Source organism: Thermosphaera sp., assembly GCA_038827615.1.
Taxonomy (GTDB): Archaea; Thermoproteota; Thermoprotei_A; order Sulfolobales; family Desulfurococcaceae; genus Thermosphaera.
Map to the genome: position 1 here is coordinate 1017411 of JAWBNK010000001.1, position 16950 is coordinate 1034360.

17 protein-coding genes and 1 rRNA gene are annotated in these 16950 nt (G+C 47.9%); 11 read left to right on the forward strand and 7 right to left on the reverse strand.

From position 1 onward, the window contains the following. Positions 1-119: 119 nt before the first annotated feature. The 3 genes from QXH45_05550 to QXH45_05560 form a co-directional block, all read right to left on the reverse strand. Positions 120-1616 (reverse strand): 16S ribosomal RNA (locus tag QXH45_05550). A 363-nt stretch (positions 1617-1979) separates the two neighbouring features. Further along, positions 1980-2597: an HAD family hydrolase gene (locus tag QXH45_05555; protein ID MEM2078713.1), complete on the reverse strand. Its 618-nt coding sequence runs from the start codon at positions 2595-2597 to the stop codon at positions 1980-1982. 15 nt (positions 2598-2612) lie between these two features. Next, the gene (locus QXH45_05560) at positions 2613-3329 is read right to left on the reverse strand and encodes a phosphoglycolate phosphatase (protein ID MEM2078714.1); all 717 of its coding nucleotides are present in this window, start codon (positions 3327-3329) and stop codon (positions 2613-2615) included. A 202-nt stretch (positions 3330-3531) separates the two neighbouring features. On the opposite strand from QXH45_05560, the gene QXH45_05565 reads away from it, so the two are divergent. The 10 genes from QXH45_05565 to QXH45_05610 are packed head-to-tail and all read left to right on the forward strand — an operon-like array spanning position 3532 to position 12199. Then, positions 3532-4626, forward strand: a complete 1095-nt coding sequence (locus tag QXH45_05565) for an FAD-dependent oxidoreductase (protein MEM2078715.1) — start codon at positions 3532-3534, stop codon at positions 4624-4626. Positions 4627-4631: 5 nt separating this feature from the next. Beyond that, positions 4632-5141: a 4Fe-4S dicluster domain-containing protein gene (locus tag QXH45_05570; protein MEM2078716.1), complete on the forward strand. Its 510-nt coding sequence runs from the start codon at positions 4632-4634 to the stop codon at positions 5139-5141. A gap of 15 nt (positions 5142-5156) precedes the next feature. Next, a complete protein-coding gene (locus QXH45_05575) occupies positions 5157-6665 on the forward strand; it encodes a complex I subunit 5 family protein (GenBank protein MEM2078717.1) in 1509 nt (502 codons plus the stop codon). Then, positions 6655-8157 (forward strand): complex I subunit 5 family protein, encoded by a 1503-nt coding sequence (locus QXH45_05580; GenBank protein ID MEM2078718.1) that lies wholly within the window; start codon positions 6655-6657, stop codon positions 8155-8157. The genes QXH45_05575 and QXH45_05580 overlap by 11 nt, the downstream gene beginning before the upstream one ends. Continuing rightward, on the forward strand, positions 8154-8435 hold the full coding sequence (locus QXH45_05585) for a hypothetical protein (protein MEM2078719.1): 282 nt from the start codon (positions 8154-8156) through the stop codon (positions 8433-8435). Before QXH45_05580 ends, QXH45_05585 begins: the two co-directional genes overlap by 4 nt. Positions 8436-8444: 9 nt before the next feature. Continuing rightward, on the forward strand, positions 8445-9329 hold the full coding sequence (locus tag QXH45_05590) for an NADH-quinone oxidoreductase subunit H (GenBank protein ID MEM2078720.1): 885 nt from the start codon (positions 8445-8447) through the stop codon (positions 9327-9329). Then, positions 9322-10959 carry an NADH-quinone oxidoreductase subunit C gene (locus QXH45_05595; GenBank protein ID MEM2078721.1) on the forward strand — a complete coding sequence of 546 codons (1638 nt, stop codon included), beginning with the start codon at positions 9322-9324 and terminating at the stop codon, positions 10957-10959. Before QXH45_05590 ends, QXH45_05595 begins: the two co-directional genes overlap by 8 nt. Next, complete coding sequence (locus QXH45_05600; protein ID MEM2078722.1) at positions 10956-11477, forward strand: 4Fe-4S binding protein; 522 nt, start codon at positions 10956-10958, stop codon at positions 11475-11477. The genes QXH45_05595 and QXH45_05600 overlap by 4 nt, the downstream gene beginning before the upstream one ends. Continuing rightward, positions 11470-11940 carry an NADH:ubiquinone oxidoreductase gene (locus QXH45_05605; protein ID MEM2078723.1) on the forward strand — a complete coding sequence of 157 codons (471 nt, stop codon included), beginning with the start codon at positions 11470-11472 and terminating at the stop codon, positions 11938-11940. The genes QXH45_05600 and QXH45_05605 overlap by 8 nt, the downstream gene beginning before the upstream one ends. Beyond that, positions 11930-12199, forward strand: coding sequence for a hypothetical protein (locus QXH45_05610; GenBank protein MEM2078724.1), 270 nt, complete (start codon positions 11930-11932; stop codon positions 12197-12199). The genes QXH45_05605 and QXH45_05610 overlap by 11 nt, the downstream gene beginning before the upstream one ends. Here QXH45_05610 and QXH45_05615 read toward each other — a convergent pair. The 4 genes from QXH45_05615 to QXH45_05630 form a co-directional block, all read right to left on the reverse strand. Then, on the reverse strand, positions 12189-13040 hold the full coding sequence (locus tag QXH45_05615; protein ID MEM2078725.1) for a DMT family transporter: 852 nt from the start codon (positions 13038-13040) through the stop codon (positions 12189-12191). The genes QXH45_05610 and QXH45_05615 overlap by 11 nt on opposite strands. A 393-nt stretch (positions 13041-13433) precedes the next feature. Next, positions 13434-13643 carry an RNA-protein complex protein Nop10 gene (locus QXH45_05620; protein ID MEM2078726.1) on the reverse strand — a complete coding sequence of 70 codons (210 nt, stop codon included), beginning with the start codon at positions 13641-13643 and terminating at the stop codon, positions 13434-13436. Then, positions 13640-14437 (reverse strand): translation initiation factor IF-2 subunit alpha, encoded by a 798-nt coding sequence (locus tag QXH45_05625; GenBank protein MEM2078727.1) that lies wholly within the window; start codon positions 14435-14437, stop codon positions 13640-13642. Before QXH45_05625 ends, QXH45_05620 begins: the two co-directional genes overlap by 4 nt. A 13-nt stretch (positions 14438-14450) precedes the next feature. Then, positions 14451-16451 (reverse strand): hypothetical protein, encoded by a 2001-nt coding sequence (locus QXH45_05630; GenBank protein MEM2078728.1) that lies wholly within the window; start codon positions 16449-16451, stop codon positions 14451-14453. 70 nt (positions 16452-16521) lie between these two features. On the opposite strand from QXH45_05630, the gene QXH45_05635 reads away from it, so the two are divergent. Then, positions 16522-16950: a hypothetical protein gene (locus QXH45_05635; protein MEM2078729.1), complete on the forward strand. Its 429-nt coding sequence runs from the start codon at positions 16522-16524 to the stop codon at positions 16948-16950.

Sequence of the window (16950 nt, forward strand, 5' to 3'; positions counted from 1 at the left end):
GGAACAGGGGTTAGCGCCTTCACACGGGCATTACACCCGTGTTGCATAATAATGGAGGAGTGTACAGGCTCATCCACGCATCGCTCTGAGCGGCTCTCCCACCGTTCGGCCTAATTGGCAGGAGGTGATCCAGCCGCAGGTTCCCCTACGGCTACCTTGTTACGACTTCTCCCCCCTCAGGAAGAGGGAGTTCGACCCGACCAACGCGGCCAGGCCTCACTCCCTCTCCCCTCGGGTGGAGCGACGGGCGGTGTGTGCAAGGAGCAGGGACGTATTCACCGCGCGATGTTGACGCGCGGTTACTAGGGATTCCGCGTTCACGAGGGCGAGTTGCAGCCCTCGATCCCAACTGCGGCGGGGTTTGAGGGATTGCCTCCCCCTTTCGGGGTCGGAACCCGCTGTCCCCGCCATTGTAGCCCGCGTGTAGCCCGGGGGATTCGGGGCATGCTGACCTGCCGTGGCCCCCTCCTTCCTCCGCCTTAAACGGCGGCAGTCCCCCCAGTGTGCCCTAGAGCCGTAGCTCTAGGTCGCAACTGGGGGCAGGGGTCTCGCTCGTTGCCGGACTTAACCGGACACCTCACGGCACGAGCTGGCGACGGCCATGCACCTCCTCTCAGCGCGTCAGGCAAGGTCATTAGCCTGGCCGTCATCCTGCTGTCGCCCCCGGTGAGATTCCCGGCGTTGACTCCAATTGAACCGCAGGCTCCACCCCTTGTGGTGCTCCCCCGCCAATTCCTTTAAGTTTCAGCCTTGCGGCCGTACTCCCCAGGCGGCGGGCTTAACGGCTTCCCTGCGGCACTGGGTGGGCTCTAAGCCCACCCAACACCTAGCCCGCATCGTTTACAGCCGGGACTACCCGGGTATCTAATCCGGTTTGCTCCCCCGGCTTTCGCCCCTCACCGTCGGGCGCGTTCCAGCCGAGCGCCTTCGCCACTGGTGGTCCTCCCGGGATTATAGGATTTCGCCCCTACCCCGGGAGTACCCTCGGCCTCTCCCGCCCCCTAGCCCGGTAGTATCCCCCCCAGTCCCCGGGTTGAGCCCGGGGATTTAGGAGGGGACTTACCAGGCCGGCTACGGGCGCTTTAGGCCCAATAACCGTCCCGACCACTCGCGGGGCTGGTATTACCGCGGCGGCTGACACCAGACTTGCCCCCCGCTTATTCCCCCGCCTACCTACAGCGGGGAAAAGCCCCCGGAAAGGGGGCACTCGGGGTGGCCCCGTCACGGTTGCCCGCATTGCGGAGGTTTCGCGCCTGGTGCGCCCCTTAGGGCCTGGGCCCTTGTCTCAGTGCCCATCTGGGGGCTCCCGCTCTCACGGCCCCCACCCGTTATCGGCTTGGCGGGCCATTACCCCGCCAACTACCTGATGGGCCGTAGCCCCATCCTCGGGCGGCTTGGCAGCGATAACCCCTGCCAAACCCTTTCGGGGAAGGACCCTTCCAGGCGCCTTCCCCTATGGGGGATTAGCACCAGTTTCCCGGTGTTATCCCCCTCCCGAGGGTAGGTTAGCCACGTGCTACTCAGCCGTGCGCCACGCCCCGCGGCGGCGGAGCGTGCGACTCCCATGGCTTAGCCCCACCCCGATAGCGGTCGGGTCCGGCAGGATCAACCGGAGTTACGGCCGCTCGGAACGGTGGGAGAGTTTCCGCGCGTGATGCGCGGATGAGCCTGTACACCCCTCGTCAGACCTGAGCTTCCCGAGGGTAAGCGCCCCCGGGTGGCTCGGGTCTCCATATTCCAGAGTAAGCGTCTAGAAACATATCTAGCAAGGGGGATTTATATACTTTACCCCTCTTGATCATTGAAACATTCATTGAATATTCAGTGTTGTAGTGCGCATGTACCCGCGGCAGGAGGCCGGTTAATCACTCACCGGGCTACGCCCGGCGTCACAACCATGCCGCCGCCGGGTTGCCGCGGGCGTTTCTATCTTATGGTAATTCATCCTAAAATAGGATTCTGCGAGGGTATTTACGAGCCTACAATAGCTTGGTCAAATCCCCTAGGGTTTTGACAACGTAAAATGGTGTGCAGGACCAGCCTCCATCATAACTCCCATTCCTGTCCACGAGAATAAAGTCTACCCCAGCCCTGGAGGATGCGACACAGTCGACGAACCTATCCCCAACGTAGACTGCCTGAGAGGCCGGGAGTTTCAGCTCGCTTAACGCCTTCAGAATCACGTCTGGCTCCGGCTTCCCCTTAACGCCTTCCTCAACGCCAGAGATAACCTTGAAGAAGCTCGTCAAGCCAAAGTATTCGAGGAACATTCTAATCCTGGGGGTAATGCTTGATGATGCAACTCCTAGGACGTATCCTTTCCTCTCCAAGTACTCTAAAGTATCATGGACTTCTGGAAACACTCTAATCATTTTCCTCCAGTTCTCCTCGATAATCCTCTTCCTAACGCTCTTGAACCTCTCCAGGTCAACATTACTAGCATCTAGGACCTTCTCTAACACCGTGTCAAGCGGGTAGCCTATCATCTCACTCACTCTGCGGGGGTCGACTCTAGCCCCCACAATCCTGCCGGCCTCAACGAACGTCCAGACTATGAATTCCTCGCTATCCACAAGAGTGCCGTCTAAGTCAAACAATATTAGTCTCTTCAGCTAGAATCCCCCTTCCAAAATCATTTTCACGAATTCTAAAACTCCTCTCCCGCTGGGAGATTTCAAGATTATACTGCATGCTCTTTTCAGCTCCTCGTCAGCGTTGCCGACTGCAACACTATATCCCACTTGCCTCATGATTTCAACATCCATGATGCTGTCTCCTACTCCCGCGGCCTGGGATGGATCTATATTCAATCTATCAAGTATGTATTTCACCGCAACACCCTTGTTAACGCCCTTTGGAACTAGGTGGATAGCATATCCGCTGTAGCCTACTTCAACGTCCCCATACTTAGCTTCCACGTATTCCTTAATCATCCTGAAAACGTGCCAGCCATTCAATCCCTTCTTAACCTTCAAAGCATACTCGTACTTCCTGAATTGATTCTGCCACGAGTCGTCAACGTAGTCTGAAAACCTTCTCAGGACTTCAAGGTAAGCGTGGTGCGATGAACCACGGGCCAGGCCGACGAGCCCCCATTCATCATAGTAGAGAATAGAGCCGGACTCTCCTGCGACCGGGCCGTTCAACCCGAGGTACCGAGCCAATCCAATAACAACGGGGACGGCATTGCTTGATATAATGCTCAAGTATGTTCCTCTCTCCGCTAGTTTCCTCAAGTATTTAACCAGCTCTAGGTCTAAAAGATACGTGTTCCTGTCCTCCGTGATTGTTCCGTCCACGTCGAAGAAAATTATCTTAACCTCGCTCATTACTGAACCCTTACGAATCTCCTCGTGTAAAACTACATAAGACTTTGCTAATAAACCCTAATGATATTTATGTATAGATACGGGTGGCTGTAAAGTGGAATATATATTTGATGGGGATTTATGTGTTTAAGTATATAGAATAAGTAAAAATACATAAGAATTATAAAGGCATACCTCAATAGCAAGAGATGAGTGAGGAGGCTTGGCTGATTACCTCAAGTTTGCTTTCACGTGCAAGGATAAACCGGCTTCGAATAATTTGAAAGTCGGCATTATAGGAGCTGGTCCAGCCGGCTTAGCCGCGGCAGGATACTTAGCTTGCCAGGGCTATGAGATCACAATATATGATAAGCAACCATACCCTGGAGGATTGATGCTATTCGCTATCCCTCCATGGAGGATACCTAGGCACAGAGTCATTCTTGGAACCAAGGAGCTCGAGGAAAAATACGGGGTTAAGTTTGAACTCAGAACAAAAGTCTTCTCCGGAGAGGCGAAGCATCACGAAGAGGGCGACGAGTTCGTTGAAAAGAAGGTAGGTCTTGAAGAAATAGTGAACAATTACGATTTAGTCTTGATAACGACGGGTACATGGGTTTCTAAAATACCGAAGTTGCCTGGGGCAAACGCTAAAGGAGTTGTTTCAGCGCTTGAATACGTATACAAGTTCAGGCTCTACGAGTTAAAATTACTTGAGAGAAAACCTCACGCAGGCAATAAGGTGGTAGTAATAGGTGGAGGATACAGTGCCATAGACGCTGCGGAACAAGCCCTGAGAGAGGGCGCCGAATCATACCTCCTCTACAGAAGAACCATTAACGAGGCGCCGGCCGGCATTTTCGAGATAGAGAGGATTCAGAGGATGGGTGTTGAATTCATGGAGCTGGTTTCACCTGTGGAGATAATTGTGGAGAACGGTGGAGCCAAGGCGATTAAGATGCAGAAAATGAAGTTAGGGCCGCTGGACGAGACAGGCCGACCACAGCCCGTCCCCATAGAGGGCTCGGAATTCCTGATCGAAGCAGACACGATAGTCTTTGCCACAGGTGAAACAGCCACACCACCATTGGCATCCGTTGAAGAATACATGGCGAAACTCGGAATAAAACTCTCCAGAAACAACACCATAATCGTTAACGATAAACTCCAGACGGGGAACCCCAAAGTATTCGCTGCAGGAGACGTGGTCAACGGGCCTACTAAGGTCGGCAAAGCCATTTCAAGCGGATTATACGCTGCGAAATACATGAACGCGTGGATCCAAGCCAAGCTTCTAAAACAACCCCTCGCGAGGTGAAGCCCGTGAGCGGTGAGTCATCCAACCCGGTCGCATCGAGATACCTCAGGATCATAGATATCGGAACCTGCATTGGATGCGGGGCATGCGAAGCAGCATGCGGTTTCATTCACGAGGGACACCCCTACATTAAAGTCTATAGAACGTCGATAGGGCTTGAAGTGCCTGTCTCGTGTCTCCACTGCGCTAAGGCCCCCTGTATTGATGTTTGTCCAACCGGAGCAATGACTAGGGATAAGGAGGGGGCAGTATACGTTGTGGCAAGTAAATGCATAGGATGCATGGCGTGCTTGTACGCGTGCCCGTTCGGTATCCCCGAGCTCGACAAGTCAATGAAGATATCGACTAAGTGCGACCTGTGCTCCGACCAGAGGAAGAAGGGTCTCGAGCCCGGATGTAGCTCCTTATGCCCAACTGGCGCGATAATTTACTCTCCCGAGCCCGGAGTTTTCGATATAGCAAAGAAAAAGACGGCAGAATCATGGGCCAAGGCAAGGTATGAATCCCTGATGTAAGCAGGGGATAAGCGTATGTTGTCGATAGCACCATTTGTTTTTTACATATCAGGCGCATTACTATTCGTTTACCCGGGCATAAAGAGGGAAACCGGTTTACCAGGTATGCTCTTACTCAAGGTCTCCTCTGCAGTCTTATTGTCCATCGGAGCTTATTCTTCACTCATCGCGGGGGAGACCGATCTTTTCGGGTGTTTACTAGCTTTAACCACAATCGTATTGGGATCACTCATCTCTCTCTACGGTGCGGAGTACTTCAGATTAAACAACTATTCGAAGTCTGCAAACATCCTTCTCGACCTTCTCGTTGTGTCTCTGTTCTTAACTTTCACATCTTACAACGTGATCCTTCTGGCCTCTTTCTGGACGCTCTCGGAAATACTCGCCTTCGCGCTTATAAAGGAGGGGGAAGAACACTCCTACGAGGGTTCTTTAACGTCTTCAAGAGGTTTCATCTTCACCTCGACGCTGACTTTCGAGGTAACCGTGTTCACGCTGATAATAACTTCAGTGCTCTTAGTAGCTGGTTCCATAAGGTTTGAAAACCTTCTAACACCTTTCCCCGTTCTCGCAAGTGCTGGGATGCCGGTTCAACCGTACTTGATACCGTTACTGCTTGCAGGCTTCATTACGAAAGCCGCGATAATTCCTCTTCACTTCTGGCTGCCGAGCGCGCACACTGCAGCACCATCCCCCGCATCTGCATTGCTAAGCGGGGTTATGACTCTACTAGGATTCCTGGGGCTATACAGGCTAAAGGAGCTCGTGGATTTCGGAGAGTATCTTCCAGTAATAACTGCCTTCCTCGTTATAGCAGGTATCACCTCTATCATATATGGCGGCATTCAATCAATCAACCAGAGAGATGGTAAGAGAATGCTTGCATACGCGACAATATCTACTAACGGCTTCATAAGCCTGGTCTTTGCACTATACATCTCCTATCCCAGCAGTATTTCGCTCCTCGCCTTGACATCATCAATAATAATGCACACTGCTTACAAGACCACTCTATTCGCTGAAACCGGGCTCATCGAGTATTCCTATGGAACGAGGTATATTCACGGATTACATGATGTTTCAACACACCTGCCGATCTCGTCCTTGGGAGGGCTGATGGCTGTTTTCACGATGCTTGGCCTCCCCGGTTCCATTGGGTTTACTTCAAAGCTCCTCAGCATCTACGCCACACTCTACGAAGGATTAGACTCTTTGAAAACTATCATTATTCTGGGAATAGCCCTCTACATCGCTGTGACCATAGCAATCAGTATTACGTATTTCAAGATCTACCTTAGAAAGAGCAGGAGCGTCCTGCAACCAGTCAAAATGGTTAATCACAGGACGCAAGCCTACGTGCTGGCCCTCGGCTCACTAAACATACTATTCAATCTACTCGTAATGGTAACTGAGTTCACAACGATTGTTTTAATCACGTTTTTCACCATGCTCATTCCCGTGTTAGTTTCCCTATTATTCTACACAGCGATAAGAGGGGTGAAGCCGCGTGAACATGCTGGTTAAAGCATACATTGGGGTCGTCATCTTACTCTCCGCACTCGGGGCATTAACCGTCGACACACGTCCCAGGCTCTCCAAAGCATTAAGGATTATAGCTTTTCTCACGCCGAGCCTGGTTTATCTCCTAGGCTTTCTACAACTCCTTTGGTTCCAACCATACTTTATGATCATGGCAACAATAGTAGCAATGGGATTAACCTTACACACTGAGGGATATTACAGAGTAATATATGGAAAGGTAATGTACCAGCAACTAGTGATGGATACAATGCTGTCCCTAATAATTCTATTATTCGCAGCTGAAACCCTGTTGGAAGTTATCACGCTCTGGATCATTCTTGAAATGGTCTCTGTTCTTCTCATTCTAATGGAGAGGGGTTATGAGAACTACCCTGTAGTTATTAAATACCTAGTGTTCTGTGCGACCCCTGGAGACATATCCGTGCTTTCAATATGGGTTCTTCTATCACAGAAGCTAGGGCTCTTAGATTCTCTACTCATCCCATTGAGCCAGCTCCCCGCAGGCAGTGTTGGCACTGGACTCCTCGAATCCCTAATATTAGTTATAGGTTTCTTGACGAAGCTAGGGCAGTTTCCACTCCACTCATGGCTACCGACAGCACACTACTATTCACCATCCCCCGGCTCCTCTGTTATAAGTGGGTTGCTTTTGAAAATGGGCGCGTTTTCACTTTTGATCGTAACCACGATATTCAACCTACATCCACTAATTCCATACGTAATTATGGTTCAGGGAATCGTGACATCCGTGTATGGTTACTTAATGACCACTGTCCAAACAGATGTTAAGAGAGTGATCGTTTACAGCTCTTTAGGCCACATGGGCCTGGTCACTATCCTGTTCGCGCTATACGGATTAACCCAGAATCCACTGATTCAAGCTTTAATAATAGTCTACGTAGTTTATCACGGAGTTGCTAAATCGCTCGGATTCGTGAACATTTCTTTAATGGAGCAGTTAGCCAATACTCATGAGCTTTACAAGCTAGGCTATCTCGGGCTTGTCTCGCCAAACGCTTTAAACATCGCTTTTATATCATTCCTCAACCTCGCGGGACTGCCACCGACACCCGGATTCATTGTTAAATTCTCCCTAATTTTCATCTCGCTCTCTCTCGTATTATCGGGTAGCCTTTTAACTCTCCCAGTACTAGTCATCATAGGATTGTCGACAGTCCTGACGGTGATTTACACGAGCAAGTTCATAGCAGCATACACGTCTTCAATAAAACCACCATTGAAGATCCCGCCTGAGAACTTGAATAAGCCAGAGCTAGTCGGAGACTACTTCCTAGCTATATTTTCGATAATCCTCTCGTTTATCCTGATACCCTTGCTATTACCTGAGTTCTGGAGCTACCTCTTACTGGTGATCACTGGTTTTACAGCTCCGTTAACCATATACATATGTATCAGGAATCTTAAAAGAGGAAGAGAGGAGGAGAAGAGCTGGTTGTCGGGGGTTGAAGCATGAGCTCAGCGAAGGCAAGCGCGATGAGATGGTTTGAAAAACTACTGGAGAAAACGCTTGGGAAGAGAAAATCCTCGAGATTCGCAATCATTCAGAGAGCTGTTCAGTCCTCGATAACCCTCGGTGATGCTTTCTTCTTGAAACTAGGATACGTAGTGAACAAGATGTCGAACGCGCTGAACAAGCTTCAAATAACTATGATCGAGTCGATGATAATTGCATCGCTATGGTTTGGATTGATCGCAATGCTCATAGTTTGGTTGGTGATATACTCGGGCTGAGGTGGAAGAATGATAGAATACGTTGCACTCGCAATCATGTCGATTACCTTGCTAATCCTCCCGATCATGCTGGATGGGTGGGAGAGAAAGCTGAAAGCAATAGTGCAAAGCCGTGTAGGCCCGCCTCTAACGCAAACGCTGTACGATTTACTTAAACTACTTGGAAAAGAAGTGAAGCCCTTCCCAGGTTCATCTCTGGCGCTCTACACCATTATCAATACCATATTGCTTCAGGCAACGGCACTAGTATTTCTTAACTATTTTATAATGATTAGAGCGGATTTCACAATCTTCTTCACTGGTGTAGCCTTATTCATTGTCGCACAAGCCTCGAACATCATAACACCCCTTCTTGTTCCAAACCCCTTTTCCCAAGTCGGCGGATACAGGGAGGTTATATTGTCGTTGATCAATGAGTTCACAATGATTTTATCAGTGGGAGTCATATCGTACATCGTGAACAACGTATCATTAAGCTTCTTTGGGATAGTTGGATTGTCCTCAGCGTTGATCACCCTTTTGATCACCAGTTACGTTAGCACGGGACGGCCCCCCTTCGATATAGCTGAGGCGGAAGTAGAGCTTGCCTCAGGAGTACTGGTAGAGTTCAGCGGTCCTCTCCTAGCAACGTATGTCTACAGTATTTTAATGAGGCGATTACTCGCCAAAATCATTCCCATATCGCTCATCATAGGAGTACTGTTGAACTCTAATCTTCTCTCATCTATCGTTTCAATTCTCCTACTGATCATCGTTTGGAGCCTATACGCTCTTGTATCCTTCACTCTTGGAAGAAGTAGAATCGATATTGCCCCCTATAGTCTCCTAAAGCTTTATATTCCTCTGCTTACCATATCTATAACAGGGTTATTGATAGGTGCTTACTATGTCTGAAAGTTCTCTCATACTGAAAAAATACATGGATCTAGCCAACGTTTTCAACGCCTCTGTAACAGTTGACGGAGATACTATTCACATCCTGGCGAAACCGGAATACCTCCCGAAAATAGCTGATAAATTATTCAACGAGTTTAAATGCGTGCATAGAACATGTGTTGCTACCGATGAAAGACCGTTAAACGGATTCTTCTCTCTTACACACTTATTCACCGATGACTCCCATGGGTTCTATATATCATTGAAAACATACCTCGATGGCGAAAACCCAAAGGCTCCCAGCATTATTAGCGTGGTCCCCGCCGCTGATTGGTGTGAAATGGAGGCACGAGACCTAGTCGGAGTTGAGTTCGAGGGACGGGAATCTTACCGCCTAGTACTCCCTCCCGGTTGGCCCGCCGACGCACATCCTTTAAGAAAGGATTTCCAGTACGATAAGCGTCCAAACATATTGCCAGTGGGAGAAAAGGTAAGCACGAACGAAGAGGCCTCAACTATCCCCGTGGGTCCTTATCATCCAGCACTTCATGAGCCGGAATACTTCGAGCTATATGTTGAAGGAGAGAGAATAGTTGATGTAAAGTATAGGGGCTTTCACGTTCACAGGGGAATAGAGAAGCTTGGAGAATCGAGGATGACGTATCAACAGGTCAACTTCTTGGCGGAGAGAATATGCGGGATATGCGGGTTCGAGCATAGCACCTGCTATGCTCTCGCCGTCGAGAAGGCGGCCAAGCTCGACGTACCGGAGAGAGCTCAGTACATCAGGAGCATTATACTGGAGATAGAGAGGCTCCACAGCCATTTGCTCTGGCTCGGCGTTGCATTCCACTTAGTGGGGTACGATGCTGGGTTTATGCACATGTGGAGGATACGGGAAAAGATAATGTATCTATCCGAATATCTGACCGGGAGCAGAAAGACCTATGGCATAAACCTGGTTGGGGGCGTTAGAAAAGACATTAATGAAGAGAAGAAGTCGAAAGTCTTGGAAACACTCAGCACTCTTGAAAAAGAGTTTAAAGAAATAGTTGAAGTCGCCGTGTCCGTTCCTCAAGTTAAGCGGAGACTAACTGGAACCGGTGTCCTGCCCAAGGAGGATGCTGTAAAACTAGCTGTTGAAGGACCTGTTGCAAGGGCTTCAGGCATAGATAGGGATGCTCGAAGGGACTTACCCTATGCCGCCTACAAGCACGTATCGTTCAAGGTACCAGTCTACACGGAGGGAGATAATTTAGCAAGAGCCCTTGTAAGGATTGACGAGGTCTTCGAGTCAATCTCGATGATTAGGCAACTACTGGATCAAATACCTAAGGGTCCCATACGTCTCGAAGAATTCGAGATCCCACCCGGGAGGATTGGGGTTCAAGTCGTTGAAGCCCCTAGAGGAGGAGATGTCCACTTCGTAATAACCGGTGAGGGAAAGCCCTACAGGTGGAGGGTTAGAGCCCCCACCTACAATAATATCCCAGCCTTGAGAGTGATGCTGAGGGATCAGCCCATGGCCGATGCCCCCTTAACCATCGCGAGTATTGACCCATGCTTCTCCTGCACCGACCGCGTGGTCGTTATCGGTAAGGATGGTGTTATAAAGAAGCTCTCGCTCACGGGAGGCGTGATGCTATGAGTGAGAAGCTAAAACCCGCTAAACTATTAGTGATAGCGTCGAAAGCTGGAAGAGTGACGAAAAGGTATCCCTACGACGAGCCCTTATTATCCCCTGATTTCAGAGGTAAGATAACAATAGATGAGAACTTGTGTATTGGATGTGGAGCATGCGTTAACGCGTGCCCGCCGAACGCTCTACAATTAATGAAAGATAAGGACACGGTCGTTCTAAGATACTTCGTGGGTAGATGTATCTTCTGTTGGAGATGCGTTGACGTGTGCCCAGTGGGAGCTATAAAGGGATTGCGAGAGTTCGAGCTAGCAACAAACGATATCTCAGACCTATACGTGCATGTCGTGCACAAAAAGGCTAAGTGCGAAAAGTGTGAGGGTGAGGGGGCAACGCAGAGAATGCTATACTACGTTGTTCAAAAATCCCCCATAGTTGAAGAATACCTTAACGAATGCCCTGACTGCAGGAGAAAATCATTCATAGACTCCGTGGTCAAAAGAAGGACGGGTGGTGTAAGTGAGTAAGTTATTAAAGAAAAGCCTATGGGTATTTCACCTCAACACTGGAAGCTGCAACGCATGTGACATCGAAATACTCGACGTTTTAACCCCGTATCACGATGCCGAAAGATTTGGAGTTAAACTCGTGACCTCGCCCAGGCATGCTGATGTAATCTTACTGACAGGCCCCATAACAATTGAAGCGCTTCCGAAAGTAGTCAACGCGATCGAGGCTGCCCCAAGACCCAGGGTTGTCATAGCGCTCGGCTCGTGCGGTGTAGGGGGAGGTATTTGGCACGATACATACTCCACCATAGGCGGTGTGAGAGGCCTTCAGAAAATTCTCGAGGAGAGAGGGGTAGTAGTAGATGCATTCTATTATGTTCCAGGATGCCCTATTAGGCCTGAAGCATTGCTCTACGCTGTCGCAGTTTTCAAGGGACTTGTCCCCAAGAAGGTGAAGAGCGAGATCAAGCATGCAGAGTAAAAAGACGCTAGTATACTTATGCAAGTACACGCATTATGAAACTCCTTTCTCCAGACACTTCATCTCTGGAATCTCCAACTGCATAGTATGGGGTAGCATCAACCTAGAAGCGCTAAGGAAAATCCTGCCAATGGATTTATATGAGACTTTGATAAAGGAGGGGCAGGTGATTTTAACGGAGCCGAAGCTATACGTTGATATAACAGGGCAGGAGTACAGTGGTAAGGAATACGTCGTAATAAGAGTAATTAACCAGTGAAGCCGATAAATCCTATCCCTATTCCTGTAATAATTAACAGAGAGCCTCCTAAGCTAGCCGCGTCGAATCCCTCCTTATTAATTATCGCTGATAAAACCCTTCCAACCAAAGGAGCAATAATCGTCGGCAAAGTTGAAGCCGAGACTCCCCCAACGCTCAACGCTCTAATAAATAAAGCCATCCCAAACCCAAAGCTCAAACCCCCCGCAAAAAACCCCAGCATAAAGCCCCTGCGGGAGAAAGAATTATCTAGCACTCGTTTTTTCCTAACGGCTAATGCAAGCATGAAAACGTATAGATTTCTTAACATAGTTAAGAAAAGAACATGACCATAGTTCGTGGCAAGCCTCGAGAATATTGTACTAAAGCCCCAGAATATTGCCGTGAAAAGAGCTAGGAGATATCCTTTCACATCTCTAACATTATTCCCGCCCCCGTATATCAGGAAGACGCCTAAAATTGCCAGGAGCGTCCCGACTAGAATGTTGGAGCTGAGTTCTTCTCCGAGAAAAGCTATTGATGCCAACTGGGCGACTAGTATATACAAGTAGCCAATCGTAATCGCGTTTCCACCTCCTATCCTCCTTATGGATTCAACATAGAAGTAGTCGCCGAAGTAGGGACCTATTAGAGCGCTGGCGAATATCAATACCAATCCAATTAAATCGGCTGTTTGAAAAGATCCTAGAAGATAAATGAAAACTAAGAGAAGAGTGAAAGCGTAGAAAGCTCTAACTCCATTAACTGTCACTGCATCAAGCCCATTACCATATCTCTTTATCACGACCGGGTTCAGCCCCCATAAAACCCCGGCTAAAGCCCCGTACAACAATGGAATCATTGACTTCAACCCACCAGTTATATAAGATTGACGGCTAGGAATTAAAATGAAACCAAAGGTGTGTGAAGAGGTTTAACGTAAAACTTTATAAACACTCTATCATATGGATTTCTACATCGGAGAAGGGCGTGCAGAGAGCCCGTGACCCGGGTTCAAATCCCGGCGGCGGCGCTCTCTCAACTTTTCCTTTTAAACAAAAACTAGTTTACCAATGACTTTTCTTTAAACACAATAGTTGAACACGGTTAAGAGTCCAGTGAACCAGGATTTAAGGGATTGGAGAAGGGCGTGCGACAGGCCCGCATACTAGGCCGGGCTATACTACGGCGGCATCCGGAGTAAAATAATTCAGACAAGGCCTTTTAAATTTAATGAGCTGTTTGACAGTATTTTTTATCTTTCACCAGGGATATAGTAGGGTTTTTCATCAAGCCTTATCAAACCGCTTAATCTCTTCATTCTAACCCTATAAGCGACGTACTTGTCCTCTGGACTGAATCTGGGAGGGTGAGGGACAATGAGTTCTGAGTTGCATGCAGGGCATTTATCAATTGATAACGTGTATATTCCACACTTAGGGCATTTTCTCATCAACCAGTTCAAGCCTTCTCAACCTCTACGGATAGCTCTATGTGATTGCTTCTACAGCATTTTTCTAGAACCCCAATAACCTCATTCATGATAGCCTCACCCGTCTTATAGTCTTGTGCGTAGATATCGATGTTGTACTTCGGGGATCCGGTCACGTATATCTCGTGTCTAACATTTCTTTGGGAGAGAAGACTGGATGCCTCACCCAGGCATTTCCTAATTCTCTCAACCCCATCACTAGTTATCGACCTAATCGTGAGGACTCTCCTCACCCTAACTTCCTTAACCTTAACGTGCTTCCCTGCCTCCTTCATCAACGCTTCTATCCACTCCTGGCCAATTCCCGCCTTAGACAGGACATGAGCACCCGAGGAGACTGCTTCCTCAATAGCGTACATCGGGTCTCCATACGCATCCTCAAGTTTCCAAATAACTTCTCTATACGCATCCTCCGGCTTTTTCCCTAGTTGTTGAGAAACTATTTCAGCGATCTTACAGGCTTTAACATACCTCTTCCACCATAACAGCTTCCTTTTCCTCTCGTTATCAGCTACTTTCTTCAGCGAAACATCAACTTCTTTCTTCCTCCTATCCACTCTAATTACTTTAACAACTATCTTCTGCCCCTCCCTTACCACGTCTCTTATGTCTCTCACCCATTTCGATGCTACTTCACTCCACGGTAGGAATGCCTTCAAACCATTGTATTCATCTAAGGATACGTATGCACCGTAGTCGAATACTTCCACCACAGTAGCGATAACGTAGTCACCTACGTTTGGTAACTCTTGCCTGGCAATCGGCATTTAAGACCACCTCTCAATCTAGACTGCTAACATCTAATCTGTATATTAATACGACATAATTAACCTCATATGTAAGATATGATACACTTACCTTGTAGACAGGCTTAACTGAAGCGTTGATCAGCTCGAAATACCTAGTAGCGCTGGATAGCTTCTCCTGACTGTACAATATGTTGTACACGTTAAACCCTACTTGAGACAGCCCGTGGATGGTAAGAGAAGATATCAAAGTCTCAGCTCCCTTAGAGTTCCATGCAAGTGGAACCTCGTAAACCGTTCTCCCAACGCCAGTGTTGATGTATTCGAGGTAGGACATATTGATAAGGGATGCATACAACGGTATTCTGTATAAATCTCCTACGGCTCCGTAATAGACGGTTGGCATGCCGTAGTAGTTTTGCTCCCCCGGTACTACTGCTCCAAGATATGCATTGTTGCTACGACCGCCTGTTAGACTTATGCTGATGGCGCCAGTAACTACAACGTATGCCGTGGTAAAGTTTAATGATGATGAAATATTCTTCAATATTTCAACAGCAGTTAACTCGTCGCTCAGCAAAATCCATGAAGTAAGCCTCTTATATTCGAGACTGCTTAAGGGGTTCGACAGCATCTTTACATCCCTTACATCTCCCAAGTACCCTAGTATCCACCACGAGTAATCCCAGTATGAAACGATCAATACACTGTTATTGCTGGAGGATACAGTATCTCTCAGCGAGTCAAGGGCTTCTATCCACGCGCTCTCATTCAACAATTTCTCCCCAATACCCAAGTAAACATCAACGTCAGACATGTAGAGATTTGGTTTCGCGGCCATTATTGACGAAGAGTATAATACGTTAACTCCCACACTCCCCGCTAGAATCGTCAGTGAAAGAATCGTGAAGAATACTTTTCGCTTGAAATTCACGATATTCGTCGACGATAAAGCTACAGCGGTTAGACCTATTCCAACTAAGGGTGCAACAAAGAATCCCGCTAACACAGTTAACGTAGGATCAAAATAAGGAAGCACAAGACCCGATAGAAAGCCTATAGGGAATAATGTTTTCTCGAAAACCCTGCTCGCCAGAATCTGGCTCCTCAAGAATACTATTAAGGACATCAAGCTGAGGATGCCGAGGATCCCATAGTCCATCACCGGATTAAATCTTCGCGAGAATACCTCCTGATAGCCTGCGGCAAGCCCGCTCCTCACCAAAAAGATAGACATCGCGGCTGTGTATATTATTGCTGATGAAGTCGTGAAGAGAATAGAACCAGGTTTTCCAACTCGTCTCTCAAGAAGCAGTACCAGCGCTAATGCTGTTAAAAGCCAGATCAGCCCTAAGGTGCATATTGATTGTAGATATTCGAAGCCAAAGAACATTAATGGGATGACGTAAGAGGTTATCCAGGACACTAGAACATAGATGTATCGTTTACGCTCTCTCCCACTTATCAACGCTATACTTATTGAAAACCCCATGATTACCGAAAGAGCCCAAGCGCCGGGGTATAGTATCAGCGAAAGACCATACACCAGCGGAACAGCGATGAGAACAGCCCTCCTCCCTGTTGAAACATAGATTATCGTGAGAAGCAGAGTCAAAACAGGGAGAAACATCCATGTCTGAAAACCGTAATTGCTCGCTTTAAACCAGTAGAAGACTACGGGGACCGTTGATAGGAGAATTGTGGAGAAACCCGACACAACAGGGTTCTCAAACACATACGTGTAAATGGTAAATGACGCAATGATAAGCAGTATCGCCCCAGTTAAGGTGAGGAATGTTGATGATACCGCCGAAATACTCGCGGCGTAATAAATTGATTTCAAAACCCAAGGACAGCCCCCCGGGAAGGTTTCACAGAATTTCTCAATACTGCTGGATTTCCTCGCAAAGGTTGAAACCCATGAAAGAGAATCGTCGGGAATACTGTACGTCGTGGAGCCCGCAAAACTGAAATACGTGTACAACACGAGTGAAACGATCAAAGCCGCAACTCCGATCAATAATCGTCTATTCAATGCAACCACCTTATCCCGACTGCCTATCTTATTGACAATCCTCAGAATGTAATAAAGGTTTTTATTTCAATTGAGAAATAACTTGGGATTGGAGGTATCGATGAAGGATCGGTTCAGAAGAGACTCATACTCTCATCTGATAGAATACGATGCCGTGATTGAGAAAGCTAAGACCTTATCTCTCCTGCTCTCAAGCATTCTCATTGTAATTGTACTAGGAAATTGGGCCTATAATATAATGAACATTCAGTACTTTAATCCGAGTAGTGCAACCCAGTTAATAGCCGTTTCAATCCTATATTCTTCTCTAATCTTGTTTGCAAGTATAGTAGGATTCATCCTCCCCCACTTCTCGACATACGTTAGACCCAGGGTTTTCAAGGAGTCAAGGGATGAGAGAACGCGTCTCCTCCTCCAAGGCTCGATGATCATCATCCTCTTTACGACTATTATAATATCATTGTTCATAGCTTACAACTTCTACATGCAAGTTCTCTAA

Excerpts from the sequence above, each read along its gene's own strand:
- QXH45_05560 (MEM2078714.1), bottom strand. The coding sequence starts at position 3,329 with ATGAGCGAGGTTAAGATAATTTTCTTCGACGTGGACGGAACAATCACG.
- QXH45_05575 (MEM2078717.1), top strand. The coding sequence starts at position 5,157 with ATGTTGTCGATAGCACCATTTGTTTTTTACATATCAGGCGCATTACTA.
- QXH45_05580 (MEM2078718.1), top strand. The coding sequence starts at position 6,655 with ATGCTGGTTAAAGCATACATTGGGGTCGTCATCTTACTCTCCGCACTC.
- QXH45_05585 (MEM2078719.1), top strand. The coding sequence starts at position 8,154 with ATGAGCTCAGCGAAGGCAAGCGCGATGAGATGGTTTGAAAAACTACTG.
- QXH45_05590 (MEM2078720.1), top strand. The coding sequence starts at position 8,445 with ATGATAGAATACGTTGCACTCGCAATCATGTCGATTACCTTGCTAATC.
- QXH45_05595 (MEM2078721.1), top strand. The coding sequence starts at position 9,322 with ATGTCTGAAAGTTCTCTCATACTGAAAAAATACATGGATCTAGCCAAC.
- QXH45_05600 (MEM2078722.1), top strand. The coding sequence starts at position 10,956 with ATGAGTGAGAAGCTAAAACCCGCTAAACTATTAGTGATAGCGTCGAAA.
- QXH45_05610 (MEM2078724.1), top strand. The coding sequence starts at position 11,930 with ATGCAGAGTAAAAAGACGCTAGTATACTTATGCAAGTACACGCATTAT.
- QXH45_05615 (MEM2078725.1), bottom strand. The coding sequence starts at position 13,040 with ATGATTCCATTGTTGTACGGGGCTTTAGCCGGGGTTTTATGGGGGCTG.
- QXH45_05625 (MEM2078727.1), bottom strand. The coding sequence starts at position 14,437 with ATGCCGATTGCCAGGCAAGAGTTACCAAACGTAGGTGACTACGTTATC.